Below are 23,375 nucleotides of genomic sequence, written 5' to 3'. Positions count from 1 at the left end.
ATAATTACAGATAAACCTAGATTTTATCTACCACACATAATTAACAAGCTAACAAAAAACATGCCTTACACTCAAAAAGCCGCTCTCCATAAAAGATGGAAATCGGCTTTTGTAATTTAACAAGAATTACGATTTATTAGCTATGATCATAAAACGTTTTGAATTTGTACGGATTCCTTTTTCAGTTTTGTTTATTCTTATGAATTGTTTCAAAATGTCAAAGTCCTCTTCCCTTTCACCAAATCTTGGGATGATAGGTGTATGTTTTAATAAGAAAATAAGGTCTTCAGGTGTTTGGTAATAATCAATAGCATCATACTCCAAGACTTGCACATCAGTAAAACCTGCATGCCTTAACTCTCGGACATATTTTTCTTTTAATGTACCGTCTTTTTCCCCTAAGCACTGCCCTCTTCCAAACGCTTCTTTTAAATTCAATTTATCATGTTCACTGACTTGCTGTGTTAAGAAGGTACCGTCCTTTTTTATTACCCTTGCTACTTCCGCCGCCGTAAAAGGAGCATGACAACTAGACACAATGTCAAAGAAGGAATGTGGAAACGTCAAATCTCCTGATTCCATTTTAAAAAATCTAACATTTGGCACACGTGCTTTTTTCAAGTTAGACTGTGCTGTTTCTATCATTCCACTTGAATTATCAATCCCAATCATGAATAAAGCTGACGATGCGATTTTCAGTACATTCTCTCCCCCACCTGTACCAACATCCAGCAGAACATCAGAAGGTTTACATCTCCTGATTACTTCGTCATAAAACCCCCACGTAGCACCTTCAGTTATGTATTTGAGTTTACTAAAATCCCAGCCGTTTGATCTTCCAACTTTATCATAAAATGTTTTGTAATCTAATTCATTCACTTTGTATATCCACCTTCCAAAAGAGTATAAAAACTAAGGTTATCAGCCTTGTTAATGAAACGATCCAGTGCCTTGATTTGATAATAATGGTGACTACCGAAACAGATTCAATGTTCCTATTTCTGAAAAAGGATAGACTCCTTCCTTGATGGCTGGTACGCGTTTTATCCAACCCAAGAACTAATTACTTCGAACAATACGGACAGACATCCATTTCACCTCATTTGAAAGAATATATTTATTATATTTTATAGCATTTTTGTACATTATAAAATACAGATTATCAGATAAATTTGTGTCCTCATAACAAAAAAAACGGTATCCATAAGCCGCTTGAACTAACGGCTTCACTCTTCTTGTAATAAGTTAGCTGCCTACCATTAACATTTTTTGTATGAGAAAAAATAATTTTACATTCGGTTCTTCTTGTACATCCAACTCTTATTCATCGTTTATTTACAATTTAGTCACATTTATCATGCCGCTTTTCTGAAATGTAGTGATAATATTAATTTGTCGAATTTAACTTAATTCGACAAATAATAAATAGCCTTCATTACCCTTGAATCCCCGCTTCTTTGCGGGGATTCTTGTTATTATTTATGATTCATTCTCTAACTATTTTCTGTGCAACATTCAAGATTCTTCTGGTTCTGTTGCAAAGTTTCCTAACACATAAAGTGGTGAGAGATATTGTGGTTAAGTTTTATGGAACCGTTAATAATTCCTGTAGTTTGTTATACGCCGAAAACCCGAAGCTTGATTGCAAACTTCGGGTTTTCTTGTTACATAATTTGTCTCACTTAAAAAAAACTTTGCAGCAGAATCATCGTAGCTTAGTGTACGTTTTAGGATAATCCTATATCGGGACTAAATCTACCAAAATTTGAACTTACTAGTTACTGTACATCATGTAGGTATAATTATGTCCTTTGTATATAAAGTGATTACAATTCTGTTATTCTATAACTATGTTATATACCGAAAATAACACAACTACATACCAAAATTAGAAATAAAACTAATAAACTTTTAGGGAAATTTTCCATAGGATACTCCTTTTTTTAAGGTTTCTACAAAATTTTATCATAAATTCAATTAGAAAATAATAACAGAACAAGACATTGTTTCAACAATATTTTTAAGTATAAAGTAATATTTAATTTGATTAACAAAATTATGTAAAGAACAGAGCCTTTTAGATGAAGGAAACCGTTATAAAGTAATACAATAGAAAAGGGATGTAAACAACAATTTACATCCCCTTTCCATTTTTAATTTAAGTAATTATTGTATTTTAGTGAATTCTATATTGTCCAGATAGTTGTTCTTCTCCCATGCGCACCAAACGTTTTGTAATTTCCCCGCCAATAGAACCATTGGCGCGTGCAGTTGAATCTGGGCCAAGTGTAACCCCAAATTCCCTTGCTATTTCATATTTCATTTGTTCAATCGCGCTTGCCGCACCCGTAATAAGAATTTCATTTGTATTGCTGTTTTCACGAATATACATCTGTTGCACCTCCAATGTTGTTGGTAATATATTGCTCTAATCACAGGAAAATATACTTATAAACAATATTAACGATTTCACGTAATTTGACCAACTCGCGTAGGTGACTGAATTCGATGCAGTTGATCCACATGTGTCGGAAATGGCGCTTTCTTCATTGCAAGCAGAAAATTACAGAGGCTTACAATTCTCTTTTTAAAATATTTACATCTGAAGTCGTAGAAGAAAGAGCATTTCTTCTACGACTATCTCCAAATACACGATTCCACTGGACGTTTCTCCGCTTTTATTTGTAATTGCTAAGGAATATTTCGTCATTTTTAACTTTAGATAATAATCCGTTATGTTAATCCCTTATCATTTAAACAGGTATTTAACTTTTAAAAAGCGAATTATAATAACAAGTTATTAGGATGAAGATAAGAAAATTAACATGATGAAGGTGAAAATATGAAAAGAGAATTGATAAAAAAAGCTTCCTATCTACATAAATCAGAACTAAAACAATTGAATACGGCTATATACGTCGCTGAGAAAGCACATGAAGGGCAATTTCGAGTTTCAGGTGAACCTTATATTACTCACCCATTTGCAGTTACAGAGATCTTGCTAGATTGTAAAGCTGATATCATAACTTTAGTGGCAGCACTACTGCATGATGTGGTGGAAGATACAGATTATACAATTGAGAATATACGTGGCACATTTGACGAAAAGGTAGCCGATATTGTCGAAGGGTTAACCAAAGTAGATAAAAAACAGATTCCCAGTAAAGAAGAGTATGAAGCAATTAATTTAAAAAAGTTATTGTTAGCTACACAAGCAGATATACGAGTAGCTATTATAAAAGTCGTAGATCGTCTCCATAATATGAGAACTTTACAGGTGAAAACCGTAAAAAAACAAGTTCCTTACGCAAATGAAACACTCAAAATTTTTTCTCCTCTATGTAGAAGATTAGGATTGTTACATATTCAACGCGAATTAGAAGATTTAAGTTTTTTTTATCTCAATCATTCTAAATATAAGGACATGAAAATACTTTTACAGAATTATGTTCAGTTACTAGAAGATATATCTCGAAACATTATTCAAGACATAAATAGCTTCCAAGAGCCCCCTTTAATATTTAAAGTAGACTACGAAGTGAGTCCTATTTATACAGCTTATTCTCGTCTTCAAGACATTCAAGACATAGCGGCAATATCAAAAATAGTCATCACAACCTCAAGCAATTTGAATTGTTATAAAATGTTAGGAATCATACATCAACTGTATAAACCGATTCCTCATCAATTTGAAGACAATATAGCAATTGAAAACGATGTATTAAACAGTTACTTAAAGACCAAAGTGGAAATAAATGATCATGAGGTAGTGATATGTATCCAAACAAAAATAAATCAGGAGATAAGAGATAAAGGAGTGTTCTATATTCTTACAAGAAGTATAACTGATACGGAGATGCAAGGCATCATTTATAAATTGATGGATCAGTCTATTGCAACTAATGATTTAGTAACTCAAGACGCTCTAGAATTTTATGATTTAGTATCATTTGAATTGTTTCAAGATACCATTGTTGTATTTACACCTAAATTAGAGCCCATTCACCTGCCACAAGGCGCTACTGTAATTGACTTTGCTTTTGCTCTAAATCCTGAGATTGCTAAATACATGTCAGGTGCTAAAATTAATGGTGTAAAAAACACAATAACAACAAATATTTCACATCTAGATATTGTTGAACTTTGGATTATTGATAATAAAAGTAAAGTGAGAAACGATTGGTTAAATTTTGCTAATACATCTAAAGCTCAGCTAGAAATTAATAAAGAGTTACAAGGATAAACTTCTGATAACAAAATTTCATGTTACCAAAAGGTGTTTTCACAAACGGAAAACACCTTTTCAATCTACAACTATTTTTTAATAATCTAAGACATTTTTTTAAAGAAACAACAAAACTGTATAGAAATAACAAAATATCCCTCAATCGCAATAATGATCTACTAATTTCTTTAGATGCTCTATGTTTTCTGAAGATACATTTTCTGATAATCTTGCCCCTGCAATAATAGGAGCCCATTGTAAAACTTCATCCTTTGATAAACCAGTATTTTTGCAGTAAATACGTAAATACATTTCAGCTAATTCTACCGATGACTGTGAATACAATAGATATGTTCGATATACATCTGCACGAATATCTCCCGAGCTAGAATCAACCCAATCAATAATTTTCACGTTGTCATTACTCATGATTAAATTAAATGGATGAAAATCTCCATGACATAGCCGAGGTTCAAATACAATCGAATCCAATTTTCTTAATAATGTATCCTTTTGTTTTTCATCTAGATTATGTACGGATTCAATCTGGCGATGTAGTTTTTCTGACATCGGTTCAAGTAAATCTGAATTAACAACAACAGCATGCATCTTTTGTTGTACATTGACACAAACACTTATGTAATGCTCAGCTAGTTCCATATTATTAATTAAGAGATCACCTACTGTTTTTCCTTTTACATATTCCATTATAATTGCTTGCCTACCCTTTATTTCTGTGACTTCTAATACCGTTGGGACGTGAAGCCCACATGAATAAGCGTATTCTTGTTTCTTTGCCTCGTATAAAGATTCTGTATTTGGAAAGTGTTCTTTAAAAACTTTCACAATTTTATTATCACAAAGATATATCTTCGCTGTATTCCCTATAGCTATTGGATTACCTAAGTTCAATTATTTTCTCCCCTTAAAATAAATTTCAATAATGCCCTGCTCTTTATCTAATAAATTTGATGTATTATAGTGAAATCCTTCTGCTATTAAACTGCCCCTGCAGTTGCTATTTTTATAGCCAAAGTAGGTAAGAATGTTTCAGGGCCTTGAATTTCTATATTTCTCAATTTCCCAATGTATTCGTACATTTCTTCAACTAATGTTTTACAAATCGCTTTTTTAAAAATTGTGTTATCTATAATAAGCGCAAGTGTTGCTTTGAAATACAGTTTGATTAAAAGCATCGTATCTTTTTTTAAACATCGTGACTTTATTTTAAATTTACAGCAAGACGAGAATTGTTAGGAATTCATCAAAATAAATCCCTTAAAGAAATGAAAGATTCGAAGGATAACCTTGTGAAAATTGAAGAAAAGATTGATTACTATAAGATGATGAAAGAACATAGGAAATACATTTGTTGTTATTAACTAAATGGTATAATTTAGTTAATGGGGTTTAATTTAACAAAAGTTAGGAGGGAACACATGGGAAGAGAAGTACAGTTTGATAACGAAAGTGTAACTCTAAAATTAAATGGAGTAACAGGATTCTTTGCATTAAAATTAAAATTAAAAATTCCTTATACTACTATTAAAAGTATATATGTTGACTATTTCGATGCCCCACAATGGATGCTCCGTATGCCTGGGACCTCAATTTCGGCACTTAACATTTTTGAAGGTAGTTTTAAATATGCCGATGAATGGTATTTCCTTTCTTATGAAAATAGAGTACCTCTTGTAATGATTGAATTAGAAGGTCATGAAAAATATAAATATGTCTTTTTTGAGATTGATAATCCTACTAGAGTGGCAGCAGATATTAGGAAACGTCTACGGGATTTATAAGTAATGTAGTGGCATCTACAAAATTACAGATTTTAACAATTGGGATTACAGAGATGGAAAACACCTTCCATCCCTGTAACTATTTTTTAATAGGTTATTTCTATAGTCTAAAACATTTTTTAATAAATGGTTTATTTGATTCATGGTACAAATCAATGAATTGAATCTTTTATAAAAAAAATCGATTATTTTGCGTTCAATAAAACTTTACCTATTATGTCTATGTTAACTTCAGAATAGTTTTGATACGTTCATTTTGTTCATTCTGATCCAGATATTCAAAGAAGCCAAGTCGATTCCCCCATGGATCCGCAAAAGTTCCCCATTTAACAGGGACCTCTATACGAGTATATATTTCAAAATTTTCAATACCCAACTCTTCTTTCAGTCTTTCCCGTTCATCCTCAATATTTATAACTCCTAAACGAATCGGTCCACTCCCTCGACTTGGCACCCCTTCCGTTACTTGTAACCAACATCCAGGTATAAGTTCCCATTCTGCAAATCCCTTATGTGGCATGAAATCTGGTTCCTTATTAAGTAAAGTTTGATACCATTGTCTTCTCAACCGCATTTAGTAATTCTTTATCCATACTCACCTCTGGAAATACATTATTTGTATTTATGACTACTATTCTCGTTTGCGATATATACCGTTTCCTAAAACACATTCTGCTCGTATTCACATTTTCCCTTTAATCATTTGATACCCCTCAAAAAGAGAAATGGAAATGATAATTTTTGGAAGATATGATTATACCTTATCAAAGCAAGTATGAATCATGAACAGTTACAAAAATAACTGTTACTACGAGAGTCACAAACCTGCATAAACAGGGTGCGCTTTTCATTTTTACTACAAAATAAAGTGTTACTGGAAATTCTTCAATTTTCAATCTTGGTGACTAAAATAACCCTTACTTTTTGGTATTTCTCCGTACCCTTTAAAACTAACCTTATGTTATTTCATAAAGGATTTACATATTTTTGTGTAGTATTACTATATATACTAATATTTTATTTGTCATAATTTAAACACTAAGGGGATACAACAATGGAACAAACCATTCATATTGACGGTTTCTTCAAACCTGGATTTGAGAAAGTTAAACATGCATTTACAGAAAACTTTACAACTCGGGAGGAATTAGGTGCAGCTTGTTGCATCTATTACAATGGTGAATGTGTTATTGATCTATGGGGTGGATATCGTGATCATCTTACAAAAGAACTCTGGCAAGAAGATACAGCGGTTCTCATATTTTCCGGAACAAAAGGATTCGCTGCTCTTGCATTGGCCTTAGTTCATTCCATGGGTTATATAGATTACGACGAAAAAGTATCTACTTATTGGAACGAATTTGGGGTAAATGGAATGGAAAAGAAAACATCACAGTTCGGCAACTACTTGGACACGAAGCGGGTTTATGTTGTATTAACAACTTACCACTACATACACTAAGTGATTTCGATACCAAAAACGTTGCTTCTTAATAAGGTCGTCAATATTACTTTTGCAACGATTGCCGCAAATCATTCACGGAAATAGCCAATAGGAGGCAGACCATGAAAGAGAACGAATTGTACGTTTATCACATTGTTACTAGGAAAAAAATGCGTCTTGGGCAGATAATTAGCTTTGATCAGAACCAAAACAATACCTTATATCGCTTCTTTTTTGAGAGAGAACAATTAAATTCCAAAGGCGAAGACTTTATTCAGATTTTACAAAGCCATTATACAAATGAAGGCTTGAACCTGAATAAAGAAAATGCTGAAGTAGTTATTAAGTATGTAGACCAAACAATCAGAGCGGTTAGAGAAGTGATAGTAGAAATGGTTAGACTACAAGAGTACCCTGAATACCCTTCAAGATTGTCTTGCTTATACGCTGTGAAAAGCTATGAAGACGCTTTGAAATGGAAAGAATTATTTGATTCTTACAATCGGAAAGTTTTACAGATTGTTAAACTTCGAGTTATTGGAAATTCTTTTGAGGGTGATGGAACCCTTTTACCAAAGGAAGATGGGGTTCCTTTCTCTCAAAAAATTGAACAAGCTAGAGAATATTGGAAGGGTAATGTAAAAAACGAGCTTCCTGAGCTTTTGATTAACGGAAAAATTGAAGTGGTAGAAATTATTGATGATTTCTCAGCTTAATTCTAGAAAAATCGTATATATCAGCTGTCTTAGAAAAATTATAAAAAATATGCCTCTATTTGCTAACAGAGGCATATTTTTTGTGGAAAACAATCTTCTGTTTTATAAAATAGAGCTGAACTAAATGTTTTTTACTCCTTAAAACAAATAAATATACAAACAGAGATAGTAACGATATTTTTTTATAGTAACGGTTATTTTTGTCACTTTTCAAATCCTAAAATTTAAATCCCCTTCACCTTCCGACAAACCACAACCATAGAATAACAGTCTTCTCCCGGCTCATTTCCGTCCCAATCGTTATATATATGTAATAACTGAAACCCATTAGCCGCAAGTGTTCGCTCTAATTCCTGGGGATATGTATAACGAAGATCAATCTTTGTTTTTATTTCTTCCGTCACAATGTCTTCTTCATAAAATTTCCTAGTTGTTATGTAGTGCTGAACTTGTGTAATTGGATTATATTGCATCTCCGTATACAAATCACACTTTCTCCCTTTTTCATCTGTAATTGTTTTCCAGTATTCTTCTGTTGCTGGCTGTAATAGCTCTTCTGCTGAAGGAAATCTTGTATCAAAAATAAATATTCCCTCATCAGTAAGAGCACTATGAATCGATGTTAATAATTGATTTTGATGCTCATTTGTAAGGAAGTGTTGAAATCCGTGGCCTACCATATACGCAAGTGGGATTGTTTCCTCTAGTCGTAACTGCAAACAATCTTGTTTTAACCATTTTATTTTAGTAGAATTTGAAAATTTCCTCTTTGCTTCTTCAAGCATGCCTTCATGTATATCTACTCCAATCATTCGATATCCTTCTTCCGCAAAAGGAATCGTCACTCTACCTGTTCCACAAGCAATATCCAATATCCATTCATTTTGTATTCCAATTTTTTTAGCCCACGATAGTAAAAAAGGTAAATCTGACAAACTTGTATTTTCTACATCATACCGCTTTGAATTCTCATATTCTGATAAACTCCATTTTGTTGACAAATTGCATCCCGCCTATTTTTCAAATTAAAACTATGTTAAATAATATTGTTGATAAAACATCAAAATTTATAGGGAACCATATTTTCTATGGCTCCCCATACTTCTTCAATTAAAACACCCGTTACTATAAGTACATTTACAATTAAGACAGAATAGTACTTAGTCCAGTTAATTTAAAGCTGAAATTATACGACGCAGTATCTTTTTGCTTTCTGCGTCCTTTAGTCGAGGTGTTCGACCAATTTGTTCATATACTTCTTTTTCTTCCAAAAGTTGTTTTGGATTTAAGACGTGAGCTGATATCCCTTGCAACATAAAGCTTTGTGGTAACAATGCATCTGATCGCCATTTCCATTCAGGTAATCCATTCATAATAAGGCTTCCATTCTCGGAATGGGTTATATAGCCAAATGTGATTTCTACATTATCCTTATGAAAATCAGACTGTCTAGACCGAAACTGTTCTTTAACAGATGCCTGTTCATAACCAAGTTTTGACAGTTCCAATTCTAACCGTTCCCGATTTTTTATCCACGTTATTAAATCGATATCGTCGTGTGGACGAGTAATCTTGCCAAGCAGAAAATCGATTGCCCATCCTCCACGCAACCAGAATTCAATTCCAATGGTCTCAGAAAGTGTACTAATTTCATTCAATACCTTTAATTGTGACTCAGTTTGTCCATCAAAGATTTGGTGTGGCATTTGAAACCTCCATCTTCCATTCTTTAATTCATTAGAGAGTTTACATAACTACATTCTTATTCAACTAACCTGCTCCGTTAGTTGAATAATTCTATTCATTAAATTCTGATAATTAAAGTTTATCATAGGTAACATTTGTTGAAAACTGGCAACTTTCAACAATCATTCTACTAACGGCTTCATCGGTGTTTCGATGTTTAATTTCGTCAAGAAATTGAAACCAAGCCAAATACTGGTCAAGGTATTTTGTGGCAACACCATTAAATCAGTTTATCCATTCCTTCAAACTAATTGGCCCCAATTATTTGGACTAATCTCTTTCCTATCATAGTAAGCTGAAAATGAAGGTTATAAAAATGGAGTGTGATGATATGGAGCGATTATGGATTCCAATGATCGTTACGTTTTTTTCATTTGGCGGCTTGTTATTAGGCGGGGCTGTTGGGCTTGCGACACGTCAGCTAATAGAAGAAAAGATGCATCGCTTATATGCACTATGCGGTGGTATTTTACTCGGCTTATTATCGCTTGAAATTATTCCAGAAACTTTTTCAAACTATAAAATTATGGGCCCTATACTTGGAGTTTTCATCGGTATTCTAATTATGAGTTTATTAGATAATTATTTCCATCACCCTATGATACATAAAAAAGACCAGCAAGCATGGCAAACCTTTTTATTTCTGTCTTTTGCTATTTTTATTCATAATTTACCGAGTGGTTTTGCGCTAGGATCTGCGTTTATAAATCACAATGAATCTGCAATTCCATTTTTACTTGCAATCGTAATACACCATATTCCAGAAGGTTTAGCGTTAATCATTCCTTTTCTATTTACAAGACATACATATATTTCATTTCTATTAACAATTTTATTACTTTCCATTATTCTCGGTACTGGTACCATCTTTGGCATTATGATGGATGGAAAAGCGATTCATTTACAAGGACTTATAATGGGCAGTGCCATTGGATCGTTAGGTTATGTCACAATACATGAAATGCTATGGAAAGCAAAGAAACATCTTTCAGTACTCCCCTTCCTTTCCTGGTCTATAAGTGGTTTTTTACTCATAACAATTTTTACAGTTTTTGCGGGTCATCATTAAAATAGAGCTTTTATTTATCATTTGTATATTTTACCTTTTTCTTCAAAATATAATAGTATCTTAGTACATAAGGAGGAACTATTATGTTTCGTAAAACAGCAGGTGAGGCGCTTGTTGATCTTTTAATTGAATGGGGCGTTGACCACGTTTACGGTATGCCTGGGGATTCCATTAATTCTATTATCGAACCTCTTCGAAAAAAACAAGATAAAATTAAATTTATTCAAGTTCGTCATGAAGAAGCTGGTGCATTAGCAGCTGCATCTTATGCAAAATTAACAGGTAAACTTGGAGTTTGTATGGCTATTGCTGGCCCCGGCGCAATTCACTTATTAAACGGATTATATGATGCAAAATTAGACCAAGCTCCAGTTCTAGCTATTACAGGGCAAGTTGAATCAGATTTACTTGGAACAGGATTTTTCCAAGAGGTAAACTTAGAAAGAATGTTTGATGATGTCGCCGTTTATAATCAACGAATTATGTCAGCCGAACAACTTCCTGCTGTAGTTAACCAAGCGATCCGCATGGCTTATACAAAAAAAGGGGTATCTGTTCTTACCATTCCAGATGATGTACCAAAATTTGAAGTAGAAGCTGGTGCCCGTATAACCAGTTCTTCTTTCACATTACCAGAACTCTTTCCACAAGAAAAAGATTTAAGCTTAGCGAAATTAGCATTAAATGAAGCAAAAAATCCTGTTATTTTAGCTGGAAAAGGAGCGAAGCATGCAAAGGAATCTTTACTTGCATTCGCAGAGCATATTGGTGCACCAATTGTTTTAACGCTCCCGGCTAAAGGAATTATTCCTGATGAACACCCTCTTTGTATCGGTGGTTTAGGATTAATTGGGACAAAACCTGCTTATGAATCCATGAAGCATGCAGATACATTAATCATGATCGGTACCTCCTATCCTTTCACTGGCTTTTTACCCGAAAAAGCAAAGACGCTTCATATTGATTCAGATCCTGCTCAAATTGGAAAACGCTATGCGACAGATATTGGATTAGCTGGTGACGCCGATAAAACATTAAAGTGGCTTTTAGAAAATACTGAAAAGCATAGCGATCACTCATTCCTAAAACACCATCAAGAATTAATGAAAAGATGGGAGAAAAAACTGCATGATCAAGAAGAAGATTCTTCTACTCCTATTAAACCTCAAAGAGTTATGCATGCCTTGCAGCATGTTGCTCATGATGACGCAATTTTGTCAGTAGATGTAGGAAATGTAACCGTTTGGACAGCACGTCATTTCCGCATGACAAATCAACAGTTTATCATTTCTAGCTGGCTTGCAACGCTTGGCTGTGGTTTACCTGGTGCACTTGCTGGACAAATTGCATTTCCTGATAAGCAAGTCTTTGCAATTTGCGGTGATGGTGGATTCGGGATGACAATGAACGATTTCGTGACTGCAGTCAAATATAAGTTACCAATTGTTGTCGTTGTACTCAACAATCATAAGATTGCGATGATTAAATTCGAACAAGAAGTAATGGGGAACATTGAGTTTGGTACAGACTTAACAAACCCTAACTTTGCAAAATATGCAGAAGCATGCGGCGGTATAGGTTATCGCGTAGAACATATAGATGAACTGCTCCCTGCTTTTGAACATGCAGTCAAACAAGATAAACCTTGTATTATTGATGTAGTAGTAGATGCAAACGAAGCACCAATGCCTGCAAAAATCACATTTGGACAAGCGGCTGGATATACGAAACATATGCTAAAAGAGTTATTTGAAGAAGGAAAAATCGATTTACCACCTTTGTAAAAGAAAAAAAGATAGATGAAAACGGATTGTTTCCATCTATCTTTTTTATTTAAATATTTTCTAGCAGAAATATTTAATTATTTTCCCATAACCGATAAGAGCTATTTGTAAACCTTTGAACAAACGAGGAAGCACTGAAAATTGTTGTAAAAAAGCCCCTCACTCCAAAAAACAAAGAACATTCAGAAATAAAGACCACCATTTCACAAAGCACGACATCATTCTGGAAATACATTTTAGTCAAATTTACATTTCTTCTACCACACCTTTGACTTGCTTCTGACCACTAGGCAATATGACTTGGTAAAGGCATGTGACACATATTAATAAACCAAATAAAATAAGATACAAAGTATCCGCATGAAGCCATCTTGGGAACAACATAGCAATCGCTCCAAGCGATAACAATTGGAAACCAGTTGTTAAGGGACTAAGCAAACTTTGTACACGCCCCATAAACGACTCATCAACAATTTCATACATCCACCCCGATACAGCAATATTGATAAAAGGTAAAAAGAATGTAGCCAAGCCTATACATACATAAAAAGACCACACCTGATTTACAAAATAACACATACCAAAAAATACTGCCGAACCCAACATCCCAAATACAATAATGGCTTTGGGCGTATATTTCTTTCCTATACTCGTTGCCACGATACTTCCAAGTAGCATGGCTATCCCCCCAACAACTCCTCCGACCATCGCTAGTCCTTCATAAGTTTCAGGAGCTAGTTTATATTTTAGTATGTATGTAGAAGATACACTTAAAACACCATTTAATAACCCAAACACAATAAAGCCTAGAAGTAGCTTTTTGAGCGTATCGTTTTGATAAATATACCGCAATCCTTCTTTAAATTCCGTCAATAACATCTTAACGTTCACTTGTTTCCACTCTGTTCTACCATTCGGTAACCGTACGCTCTCTTGAATTGAAATGGTTTGAATTAAAATACCACTTGCCATAAACGTTAAAGTATTCACTAGAATACTGCCGTAAATTCCAAACGTCCAGTACACCATTGTCGCTATCCCTACTCCAAATAAAGCATACAAACTATTTACCATTTGGTTAATTCCTGCTGCTGCACCATATTGATCAGAATGAACAACACCTTGTATCATCGCTTGCTCCGATGGAGAGAAAAACTGAATACAAGCATTTTCTAAAAATAGAAAGATAAATACAAGTATGATCATTCCGTAATAAAGCGAAATTAGAATTCCAATATTACAGAGAGAGCAACATATATTACTTATCGTACAAATACGTTGTCGGTCAAACCGATCCACTACTGTACCCACCATTAAGAAAAAAACAAGTGAAGGTAATGCCATCATAATCTGTGTTGTCGTTGCGTAAATAGGCTGTTTCCCATATTGATCTAACAAATAAAACATTAAAGATATCCCTGCGATCATAGAACCAAGCCGCTCTAAAATATTTGCTAGAAAAAATCTTGCATAAATTTTGTTACGAAATAACTGTAGCATTTCTTTCATATTCGATACCCTTTCTTTCGACAAAATGTTTTGTATTCTGTCATTTCTCGGAAGTCATAACATATTTATTCGACCAGTATCCAATCTTTTCCTTCCATTACTCTATCGATTCAAAGAACGACTGTGAGCCATTTTTTTATTGCAGTAAAAAGCACACCACTTATGAAAGGTGGTGTGCAGCAACGTTTACTATTTGTTATTTAGAACATTTATTATAAAGTTCATCCTGTACACATTCCATAAATTTATCTAGTGAAACAACTTCAGATTTCTCTTCTCCATGTTTACGTACATTTACAGATCCATTCTCCATTTCTTTATCTCCAATGACCAGGATGTACGGAATCTTTTTCAGCTGTGCTTCTCGTATTTTATAACCTAGTTTTTCACTGCGCATATCTCGTTCGACGCGAATACCAGCCCGTTTTAACTTTTCTTCAATTTCTTTTGTATATTGTTCATGTACTAAAGTGGAAACAGGAATTACCTTTACTTGAACGGGAGCCAACCATGTTGGAAATGCTCCTCCAAAGTGTTCAATTAATATTCCTAAGAAACGATCAAAAGAACCTAATACAGCGCGGTGAATCACAACTGGTCTTCTTTTCTCATTGCTTTCGTCAATATAATGTAAATCAAATTTCTCTGGCATTTGGAAATCAAGCTGAACTGTTCCGCATTGATGGCTTCTTTTTAAAGCATCTTTAATATGAAAATCAATTTTCGGTCCGTAAAATGCGCCATCCCCTTCATTCACTTTATAGTTATAATTCAATGATTTCAGTACATTTTCAAGAGCCGATTCAGCTTGGTTCCATAGCTCATCATCTCCCATGGAATCTTCCGGTCTAGTTGAAAGCTCGATTTCATATTCAAAACCGAATGTTCTGTAAACATAATCAATTTGCTTTAACACTGACTTAATTTCACTTTCTATTTGTTCAGGTGTTACATATAAATGTGCATCATCCTGACAGAATGTACGTACTCTTAATAATCCGTTCAATGCACCGCTGAATTCGTGGCGATGTACTTGACCAAATTCACACATCCGGATTGGCAAATCCCGGTATGAGCGTAGTTTATTTTTAAAGATAAGCATATGTCCAGGGCAATTCATCGGCTTTAATGCAAAACTTTTATGGTCTACCTCTGAAAAATACATGTTATCTTTATAATGATCCCAATGTCCTGATTTTTCCCATAGCTCTTGATTCATCATAATAGGAGTGCGGACTTCTTGATAATCGTATTTTTGTTGTATTTCTCTTAAAAAAGACTCTAATTCATTTCGAATGATTTGTCCTTTCGGTAAATAAAAAGGCATCCCTGGTGCTTCTTCTGAAAACATAAATAATTCAAGTTCGTTCCCTAGTTTACGGTGATTTCTCTTGGCCGCTTCTTCTACAAACTGTAAATAGTTTTCTAACTCTTTTTGAGAAGAAAATGCAACACCATATATACGCTGAAGTACTTGATTATTACTATCCCCTCGCCAATACGCACCAGAAACATGTGTTAATTGAAATGCTTTCAAGTAGCCAGTTGACGGTAAATGCGGCCCACGGCATAAATCAACAAATTCTCCTTGTTTATAAATTGTGACAACTTCATTCTCAGGAATCGCTTCTAAAAGTTCCAATTTTAAATCATCTTTTATATCTTGAAAAAGCTTTTCCGCTTCCTTTCTAGTGATTTCAACTCGCTCTATTTTTAAGTTTTCGTTTATAATATTTCGCATTTCATTTTCAATTTTAGGTAAGTCTTCTACCGCTATACTACTTGGAAGATCCATATCATAATAAAATCCATTTTCAATAACAGGCCCTACACCAAGTTTTACACCACCATATATTCTTTTAACAGCCTGCGCTAATATATGTGCAGAAGTATGTCTTGCGACTTCTATTCCTTCCTCTGAATCCATAGTTATAATTTGAATTTCTGCATTCTGTTCGATGTTTCGGCGTAAATCAAATAATTGGTCATTCACTTTTCCTGCTACTGCTTTCTTTTTTAGACTAGAGCTAATTGAGGCCGCAATCTCTTCTAGAGTAATTCCTTTTACATATTCCTTTACACTACCATCTGGAAAAATAATTTTAATCATCTGTTCTCTCATTTTAATCGCTCCATTTCATAAATAAAAAAGCACACTCATCCCTAATAATAGGGACGAGCGTGCTTTTACCCGTGGTTCCACCCAGATTCCCATCATACTAAAAAATACAATGGCTTCTTTTGCAGTAACGTCGCTTACACGGCACTAGATACTTTCATTTTCCCCAGTGCAGCTCTAAGGTGGTAAGTTATTTCACTGCGTTAGGAAGTTCTCAGCATTTTCTTCCCTCTCTGTACAACCGTTTAAAATAACTCGTGTCCTTTTCTTTGCTTATCATAATATAAAATTAAAAAACAAAAAAGCATACTCATCCCTAATAATAGGGACGAATATGCTTATATCCGTGGTTCCACCCAGATTCCCATCATACTAAAAAATACAATGGCTTCTTTTGCAGTAACGTCGCTTACACGGCACTAGATACTTTCATTTTCCCCAGTGCAGCTCTAAGGTGGTAAGTTATTTCACTGCGTTAGGAAGTTCTCAGCATTCCTTCCCTCTCTGTACAACCGTTTAAAATAACTCGTGTCCTTTTCTTTGCTTTTACAATACATCCATTAATTGTTATTTACTATATCCTATTCATTTTATTTTTGCAAGTGTTAAAAAATATTTTTTGTTCAATCAAAAAAGGGAAACCAAAAACAATTTTCATGTTTTTTGATTTCCCCTATCTTTTTTTACCAATCTTGTGGTTCGTAGTTTAAGTCTGCAAATAATCTTTTTTTCTCTTTCTTCGTTAAATCTCTCCACTGTCCAACTGGTAAATTATTCAACTGGATATTCATAATTCGCGTACGTTTTAATGTGTAAACTTGATAACCTAAAGCTTCACACATACGACGAATTTGGCGATTCAATCCTTGTGTTAAAATAATTTGGAATTCATATTTTGATAACTGTGTTATTTCACAAGGAAGTGTTTTTGTTCCTAAAATTTTAACACCCGCTGCCATTTGTTTTAAAAATTCAGGCGTAATCGGTTTATCTACTGAAACAATATATTCTTTTTCATGTTTATTTTCAGCACGTAAAATTTCATTAATAATATCGCCATCATTCGTTAACAAAATTAAACCGTCTGAATCTTTGTCAAGACGTCCAACGTGATGAATTCGTAAAGGATGATTTACTAAATCGATAATGTTACCTTTAACTGCCTTTTCACTTGTACATGTAATACCTACTGGTTTATTTAAAGCAATATACACATGGTCTCGAGCAATTCGAAGCTGCTCTCCATTTACTCGCACGTCATCACCTGGTTGTACTTGGTCACCTATTTTTGCAACCTTTCCGTTAATAATTACTCTTCTTTCATTAATTAACTTATCTGCTCCGCGTCTAGATGCTTTTCCAGATTCACTAATAAATTTATTTATACGCAAGTTAGGCACATCCTTTTCTTTAAAAATTTCAAGCTCACACTGCTTCTACCGTACAATAACAAAAGGGTAAGCCTCCTAATATAACTTAAATATATTAACATGAAAGGGTATCTGACGTCTTCTATAATTTTCATGTTTAAAAGAAAAGAATTCGTCTTATTGAACTACATATCAATAAGACATTCACTGCATGCCTTCTACTTTTAAACTCACACTTCATACAACTATAACTACTAAAATCATTTATCCTAGATATACATCATTTATTCACTTTTTTTATAATTAATATACAGACCATTCTTTTATACACGCAACTTGTTTTCCATTTATATTTTCAACATCCTCGGTTACATTAGCTAACTCATATAATCCAGGAAAAATTCCTTTCACATAACACTGATGTGACATTTCATTCTTCCAAAAAGAAAGGGCGACATAGCGATTGGCGTTTTTAAGGGATCTTCCTACAACGCCGCCTAACATTCCTTCTGATTTTTCCATTCCTTTATTCCAAATTGTTTCTTGTATATGTAAAAAGTTCTCTTCCCTGCCTCTTTTCACATCACAAACTGCTACTCTGACAAATAGATTTTTTGCAAGTGCATTCGTAAATGGAGTAGCTTTCATATCAAATAACGTTTGAAATAACTCTATTTTACAAGTTAAATACGTATCCTTTTGATTACTATTATGAAAAATTGGATCATGCATTTCATTCATAAATTTTTGATATGTATTCATGTTTTCCCATACAGTAAATATACAGGCCTCATCTTCATTCCAACCCCCGAACTGTCCACGAAATCCATCTAGCTTTTGTAAACCTCTCCATTTCTCTTGCGCATCTGAAAACAAACCCTTTTTCTCTTTTTCTACCTGACAAAATATCGTTTTTAATAACATGCGGCTCCCCCTTACTATACACTCCATGTCCCTCTTGCAATGCTTGTTACTTCTCCACCTACAAAAACATCAATTACATCTTCTTTTTCTTCTGCTCGGATATGTAATATGGAACCTATTTGTTTACATAATAAAATTATATATCCAGTGTCATCTATAGGGAAAAAACGACCTATTTTCTTGATAATTGACAATCGATTAGCTCATTTCTCCATAAAGTGTTATTTCCATGTTATAGAGAAATCGATTTACAGTCAAAAAATTCAGAATAGAAACTAAAAAATATCCTAATCGTGGTACACTTGTAACATGCTTATTAAATAATCCAATAAAAGGAGTATGTTAAGAATGAAACTTGCATTCTCAGTAACTGATTCAACTCATATTCAAAAGATTGAAGCAGAAGGTTTGAAACTACTAAACGAATTACAAGGCTTCATACCTTTATTACAAGAAAAGGTTACAATCCTCTCGCCACCAAAAGGAATCGTATTTCACGATTTAGAATCTGCAACACAAGTTTATTCAAATATTCCCATGCCAGCTTACACCTCACGTGATTTAATTCATATTACACCACTTATTGATGTATGGAAAAACATCTATTTATCTGTGACTGACGGAAAAGAACTTGAAAAAGCTCAGCAATATTATAAGCAACTTAATATACTCGACATCGCAACTATTGCTGCACATGAATTTGTACATCACGCTGAAGAATTCCATAGTGATTTTGATGAAATTGATGAAGAATCGATGTGGTTTGAAGAAGGCGTATGCTTTTATTTGCCAAGAAAACTAATGATGTCACATGAACAATTTAAAACAATTATGCAGGTAGAAGATGAATTAATTAACATATATCAAGCTGAATTTAGTAATTACCCTTTAAATGAGTTCGGCAAGTCTGCAGAAAATGGATCATATGCGGGAGCTTTTTATGATTATTGGCGAAGTACGAAATTGATTCGTATACTAGTAGAACAATATTTTAATAATGATATTCAAGCATTATTTTCCTGTTATCACGAATGGGTTGAAATAAAAGAGAAAATCCCACTTCATTTATTTTTCGTTCAACAATTAAGTCTTCCTCCAATACATGCAAAAGAGCTCGGATTGTTATCGTGAATACTAAATAAGATACAAACAAAGATTTTCCTGACATCCAAATTTATTTTTTCGACAAAATACGACAACCCTTGAATGTATAGCTTGTTATGATAGAAAAATGCTGCTTATGTTTTATATATCAGGAGGAAATATCCAATGAAAAATTTTTTCTATCAAAAATGGTGGCTCGTATCTCTTGGCATAATGATTATTATGAGCATGGGAGCGATTATTTTGTCACACTACGTTAATGAGCCAACAATAAAAACTGCTAAAGAACCTATCGATAAAAAAATCTACCAACAAGAATTAAAATCTGAAATCGATTTTCTTACTACAAAATACGATCATATCGTTGAGCGGGAATGGCTACCAACATGGACTGAACTAAATTCAAATCCAGGTAACATACATACAGCTGAATTACTAGATAAAATGAATAATATAGCACAACAATTCAACGAAATTTCTAAAAAAACGGATGCATTTAAAGCTGAAGAAAAAATGAAAGACCCTGCACTAAAACAGAAAATAAATTATTTTAAAACCGCGTTTATAGCCGCTTCAAATTGTATGGAAAATGCCGCTCTTTCTGTTACGCAAGGCTTAAACAATGAGAAGACTTTAAAAGATAGTCTAGAAAATGCGACGCAATCTTTAGGACTTGCTGATCAAAATATTGTCATGGCTTTATCTACGTTAGCTGAACTAAACGACATATTAGGGATAACAAAAAAATAAATTCACGCTATAATCCCCTTCCACTTTAGGAGATAAAATTTTTGTTCAAAAGTATTTTCCAATAAATAATGATTGCAATTGGTGCAAACTTAAAACTAGGTCTTGTTTGGACATTTGCAGACATTGCAAACGGACTTATGGCAATTCCAAACTTAGTGGGTCTAATTGGATTAAGTAGTGTAGTCGTCGCTGAAACAAATCGATTCTTACAAGTAGAGAGGTTAAAAGCATCGGATAAAAAGATTGCAGGTTAATCAAATTTCAAAACAAAGGGTATCCCATATTGAAATGGTATGCCTCTTGTTTCTATCAATCTTATATAAATTTTTTATGTGGTAACATTATTGTGGACCGCTGGCAATTTCATTACTTTCTTTAAATGCTGTAAATTTTGTGTAAAAACCTCAGGAGCATGCCAATTCTTATAAGTACTAGGACATTGGATCTCATCGATATTTATACTCTCTTTAACTAATAACGTTAATTCTTCAATATACTCTATTACTTTTCTCAAGTCTGATTTTATACCTACGGAGCCATGGCCTGGTACTACCTTATCGATTTCAAACTCCTCAATCATTTCTAAAATGTTCTGCCATTCTTTAAGGTTTGATTCCGTAAAAAAAGTAGGATGCGATTTTACAAATAATAAATCTCCCATAAAGCAGACTCGATCTTCTGGTAGATAAAGAATTGTGTCACAAATGGAATGTCCTCCGCCTAACGTAATCAATCTTGCAGTTCTCTTCGAACCATGTATAGTAAATTCATTTTGAAAAGAATATTGGGGTAATACAAGTTGAAGTGTGGGTAATGAAATCGCTAACTGGTTTAAGAATAGAATTTGTTTTCTTAAACCTTCATCATGTGTTTGCTTAAATTGATCTTGTAGGGAATGTATATATTTATGTAAACCTTCTATGTCTTGTTTTTGTTTATCAATTCTGAAAGGATGAATTTCTGCCATTTGCTTATATGTTTTATGGCTAGATATGATATTACAACTTTTAAAGACTTGATTTCCGCGAATATGGTCTCCATGCCAGTGGCTATTAATAACCCACGATATAGAATGTCCCGTTATTTCTTCTGCTATCTTTTTTAAATCCACTGCTGCTTGTTGTGTATTAAACGTATCAAAAATGATGGTCTGATTCCCCATATCAATAAAACCTGCATTAGCTAAGGAGCCTCCTCCATCTTTCGCAATCGCCGCAAAAATACCTTCTCCTAATTTCTCAACTACAAAATGCTCACTAACATATTCTTTATACATATATTCACTTCCTCTCCTTATATTTTCTATACATTCAAATATCAAGTTTCGATTTCCTTCTATGATTTTTTATACAACCACACATCATAGATTATTACTGTACAAAATGTAATTCTTGTCTTTGAAATTCCGCCTTTTCATCAGCTTTAACAATACCCATTTTCTCTATTGTATTCTTTTTTATAGATTTATATCTTACATGTGTCTTAAATTCTGATTCAAAGGGGAACGGCGTAATTCGAATCTTTTCTTTATCTATCCACTCAGCTGTTAACGGTTTATTGGTAATAGTGTTAAAAATTTCAGTTCCTTCAAATCCTTCTTTAAATAAATCCACTTCTTCTAGTTTCTTTACACCAGGTTCATTCATACAAGCATATAATGATAACTCATCACAAAATTTCAAGAGTTTATAGTGCATATCAAACATAGTATGCTGTTCTTTTGTTAGCGTTTTCAAAATTCTCTTTTGACGATTCAGTTCCTGCTTATAAAATTCCACCATTTCCTTATCTTCTTGATTAAGAGGAAATGATATAAAATGCTTACTGCAAAGTACAGCACCATAAGTGTTTGAATTTTCAATCTCGTTAAGCCCTAAAGTATAAAAAACAAAGCGTAACGAACTCGGACAATCCATAAAAGTATAGGGTACACCCCTAGCATCATTCCAAATGGGCGTTTTATCTAAACCAATCCAGCCCCTATCATGCTCATAAATCGCAGCAATACACTCTTTTAGATAGAATCCATCCTCAAATAAATCCCCTTTCATATTCTTTGCAATCTCCCCTGCTAGAAATCCATGATCATGTTGTCGAATTAGTATTAATTCTTCCTTTTTGTTACGAATAATCATAATTATGAACTCCTCCTCAATTATATATATCACCCTTCTCATACAACAACGAAAATAAATTCCTCCATATTTTGCAGGGATTTAACCTCTTTCACCGAAATTAAGTAACAATGTAATTCTACCAATTTGTTATATGAGCGAATCATGCTTTATTCTATTATTCATTATACTACCAAACCCATGTAAAATAATTTATTATGAGGTGAAAAGAATGAACAAAACTGAATTAATTAAAAATGTGGCCCAAACAGCCGATATCTCACAAAAGGAAGCTTCAGCAGCTGTCCAATCTGTATTTGATACAATTACGAATGCTTTACAAACTGGTGACAAAGTACAGCTTATCGGATTCGGAACGTTTGAAGTGCGTGAAAGAGCAGCTCGTACAGGACGAAACCCTCAAACAGGTGAAGAAATCCAAATTGCAGCTGGGAAAGTTCCTGCATTTAAAGCAGGGAAAGAACTAAAAGAAGCTGTAAAATAAAAAAAGATATATTATGAAAGATGTACGTTAGTTCTGTTCTATAGCACAATAAAAGAGACTGGCAGCTTGCTAGTCTCTTTTATTTTCACAAATACTATATATACATCAATTAACAAACCGACATAAAACCCCTCTTTTTAGGTGGGAGAGAGCATCTGGCCATGCATAGAAGCGGTCAGGGTCTTTATCTTCGC

The 23,375-nt window shown here is 33.7% G+C and carries 22 protein-coding genes, 3 pseudogenes and 2 other annotated features; of the genes and pseudogenes, 10 read left to right on the top strand and 15 right to left on the bottom strand.

Annotated features, from left to right (window positions below):
- Positions 1-126: 126 nt before the first annotated feature.
- The gene (locus COO03_RS21840) at positions 127-879 is read right to left on the bottom strand and encodes a class I SAM-dependent methyltransferase (protein ID WP_097899153.1); all 753 of its coding nucleotides are present in this window, start codon (positions 877-879) and stop codon (positions 127-129) included.
- Positions 880-2,176: 1,297 nt separating this feature from the next.
- A complete protein-coding gene (locus tag COO03_RS21835; RefSeq protein ID WP_097899152.1) occupies positions 2,177-2,392 on the bottom strand; it encodes an alpha/beta-type small acid-soluble spore protein in 216 nt (71 codons plus the stop codon).
- A 450-nt stretch (positions 2,393-2,842) separates the two neighbouring features.
- Between COO03_RS21835 and COO03_RS21830 the strand changes: the two genes are divergently transcribed.
- Entirely contained in the window at positions 2,843-4,243 is a 1,401-nt protein-coding gene (locus tag COO03_RS21830) for an HD domain-containing protein (RefSeq protein WP_097899151.1), read from the top strand.
- Between the two features lie 141 nt (positions 4,244-4,384).
- Here COO03_RS21830 and COO03_RS21825 read toward each other — a convergent pair whose 3' ends face one another.
- Positions 4,385-5,137 (bottom strand): phosphotransferase family protein, encoded by a 753-nt coding sequence (locus COO03_RS21825; protein ID WP_097899150.1) that lies wholly within the window; start codon positions 5,135-5,137, stop codon positions 4,385-4,387.
- An 89-nt stretch (positions 5,138-5,226) separates the two neighbouring features.
- Positions 5,227-5,376 (bottom strand): annotated as a pseudogene (locus tag COO03_RS21820) (kanamycin nucleotidyltransferase C-terminal domain-containing protein); the annotation flags it as partial.
- 288 nt (positions 5,377-5,664) lie between these two features.
- Here COO03_RS21820 and COO03_RS21815 point away from each other — a divergent pair.
- Positions 5,665-6,027, top strand: a complete 363-nt coding sequence (locus COO03_RS21815; protein WP_097899149.1) for a hypothetical protein — start codon at positions 5,665-5,667, stop codon at positions 6,025-6,027.
- Between the two features lie 220 nt (positions 6,028-6,247).
- Here COO03_RS21815 and COO03_RS21810 read toward each other — a convergent pair whose 3' ends face one another.
- On the bottom strand, positions 6,248-6,601 hold the full coding sequence (locus COO03_RS21810) for a VOC family protein (protein ID WP_097899148.1): 354 nt from the start codon (positions 6,599-6,601) through the stop codon (positions 6,248-6,250).
- Between the two features lie 480 nt (positions 6,602-7,081).
- Between COO03_RS21810 and COO03_RS21805 the strand changes: the two genes are divergently transcribed.
- Both COO03_RS21805 and COO03_RS21800 read left to right on the top strand, forming a co-directional pair.
- Positions 7,082-7,489, top strand: coding sequence for a serine hydrolase domain-containing protein (locus COO03_RS21805; protein ID WP_230322529.1), 408 nt, complete (start codon positions 7,082-7,084; stop codon positions 7,487-7,489).
- A gap of 104 nt (positions 7,490-7,593) precedes the next feature.
- Positions 7,594-8,187, top strand: coding sequence for a DUF2441 domain-containing protein (locus tag COO03_RS21800; RefSeq protein WP_097899147.1), 594 nt, complete (start codon positions 7,594-7,596; stop codon positions 8,185-8,187).
- Positions 8,188-8,411: 224 nt separating this feature from the next.
- On the opposite strand, the gene COO03_RS21795 is transcribed toward COO03_RS21800, so the two are convergent.
- The 3 genes and pseudogenes from COO03_RS21795 to COO03_RS21785 all read right to left on the bottom strand — a co-directional run.
- A complete protein-coding gene (locus COO03_RS21795; protein WP_097899146.1) occupies positions 8,412-9,188 on the bottom strand; it encodes a class I SAM-dependent DNA methyltransferase in 777 nt (258 codons plus the stop codon).
- A 168-nt stretch (positions 9,189-9,356) separates the two neighbouring features.
- Positions 9,357-9,893 carry a nucleotidyltransferase domain-containing protein gene (locus COO03_RS21790; RefSeq protein ID WP_097899145.1) on the bottom strand — a complete coding sequence of 179 codons (537 nt, stop codon included), beginning with the start codon at positions 9,891-9,893 and terminating at the stop codon, positions 9,357-9,359.
- Between the two features lie 112 nt (positions 9,894-10,005).
- A pseudogene (locus COO03_RS21785) lies at positions 10,006-10,158 on the bottom strand (IS1595 family transposase); the annotation flags it as partial.
- Positions 10,159-10,264: 106 nt separating this feature from the next.
- Between COO03_RS21785 and COO03_RS21780 the strand changes: the two are divergent.
- Entirely contained in the window at positions 10,265-11,002 is a 738-nt protein-coding gene (locus COO03_RS21780) for a ZIP family metal transporter (RefSeq protein WP_097899158.1), read from the top strand.
- Between the two features lie 83 nt (positions 11,003-11,085).
- Positions 11,086-12,786, top strand: coding sequence for a pyruvate oxidase (locus COO03_RS21775; RefSeq protein WP_097899144.1), 1,701 nt, complete (start codon positions 11,086-11,088; stop codon positions 12,784-12,786).
- A gap of 246 nt (positions 12,787-13,032) precedes the next feature.
- Here COO03_RS21775 and COO03_RS21770 read toward each other — a convergent pair whose 3' ends face one another.
- The 5 genes from COO03_RS21770 to COO03_RS27200 all read right to left on the bottom strand — a co-directional run bounded on the left by COO03_RS21770 (position 13,033) and on the right by COO03_RS27200 (position 18,902).
- Positions 13,033-14,319, bottom strand: a complete 1,287-nt coding sequence (locus COO03_RS21770) for an MFS transporter (protein ID WP_097899143.1) — start codon at positions 14,317-14,319, stop codon at positions 13,033-13,035.
- 172 nt (positions 14,320-14,491) lie between these two features.
- Positions 14,492-16,417 (bottom strand): threonine--tRNA ligase, encoded by a 1,926-nt coding sequence (gene thrS / locus COO03_RS21765; RefSeq protein WP_097899142.1) that lies wholly within the window; start codon positions 16,415-16,417, stop codon positions 14,492-14,494.
- Between the two features lie 46 nt (positions 16,418-16,463).
- Positions 16,464-16,693, bottom strand: a binding site (T-box leader).
- A gap of 42 nt (positions 16,694-16,735) precedes the next feature.
- Positions 16,736-16,964: a binding site (T-box leader), on the bottom strand.
- A 133-nt stretch (positions 16,965-17,097) separates the two neighbouring features.
- Positions 17,098-17,805 (bottom strand): 23S rRNA pseudouridine(2604) synthase RluF, encoded by a 708-nt coding sequence (rluF, locus tag COO03_RS21760; RefSeq protein ID WP_141523370.1) that lies wholly within the window; start codon positions 17,803-17,805, stop codon positions 17,098-17,100.
- Positions 17,806-18,087: 282 nt separating this feature from the next.
- A complete protein-coding gene (locus tag COO03_RS21755) occupies positions 18,088-18,708 on the bottom strand; it encodes a YdbC family protein (RefSeq protein ID WP_097899140.1) in 621 nt (206 codons plus the stop codon).
- Positions 18,709-18,722: 14 nt separating this feature from the next.
- On the bottom strand, positions 18,723-18,902 hold the full coding sequence (locus COO03_RS27200) for a hypothetical protein (protein ID WP_176524441.1): 180 nt from the start codon (positions 18,900-18,902) through the stop codon (positions 18,723-18,725).
- A gap of 154 nt (positions 18,903-19,056) precedes the next feature.
- Here COO03_RS27200 and COO03_RS21745 point away from each other — a divergent pair, with 154 nt between their 5' ends.
- From COO03_RS21745 to COO03_RS21735, 3 genes and pseudogenes are all read left to right on the top strand, one after another.
- Entirely contained in the window at positions 19,057-19,839 is a 783-nt protein-coding gene (locus COO03_RS21745) for a hypothetical protein (RefSeq protein WP_097899139.1), read from the top strand.
- A 138-nt stretch (positions 19,840-19,977) separates the two neighbouring features.
- Positions 19,978-20,562: a hypothetical protein gene (locus COO03_RS21740; RefSeq protein WP_097899138.1), complete on the top strand. Its 585-nt coding sequence runs from the start codon at positions 19,978-19,980 to the stop codon at positions 20,560-20,562.
- A 65-nt stretch (positions 20,563-20,627) separates the two neighbouring features.
- Positions 20,628-20,816: pseudogene (locus COO03_RS21735) on the top strand (alanine:cation symporter family protein); the annotation flags it as partial.
- Between the two features lie 74 nt (positions 20,817-20,890).
- Here COO03_RS21735 and COO03_RS21730 read toward each other — a convergent pair.
- Together COO03_RS21730 and COO03_RS21725 are read right to left on the bottom strand one after the other, a co-directional pair.
- Positions 20,891-21,838: an MBL fold metallo-hydrolase gene (locus COO03_RS21730; RefSeq protein ID WP_097899137.1), complete on the bottom strand. Its 948-nt coding sequence runs from the start codon at positions 21,836-21,838 to the stop codon at positions 20,891-20,893.
- A 94-nt stretch (positions 21,839-21,932) separates the two neighbouring features.
- Entirely contained in the window at positions 21,933-22,697 is a 765-nt protein-coding gene (locus tag COO03_RS21725; protein WP_097899136.1) for a DUF3891 family protein, read from the bottom strand.
- A gap of 211 nt (positions 22,698-22,908) precedes the next feature.
- Here COO03_RS21725 and COO03_RS21720 point away from each other — a divergent pair, with 211 nt between their 5' ends.
- A complete protein-coding gene (locus tag COO03_RS21720; RefSeq protein ID WP_097899135.1) occupies positions 22,909-23,181 on the top strand; it encodes an HU family DNA-binding protein in 273 nt (90 codons plus the stop codon).
- Positions 23,182-23,375: the final 194 nt, after the last annotated feature.

Origin of the sequence: Bacillus sp. AFS098217, assembly GCF_002551815.1 — a bacterium.
Classification (GTDB): domain Bacteria; phylum Bacillota; class Bacilli; order Bacillales; family Bacillaceae_G; genus Bacillus_A.
Note: the sequence above shows the minus strand (reverse complement) of the source record. Positions and strands in the feature narration are given on the sequence as shown.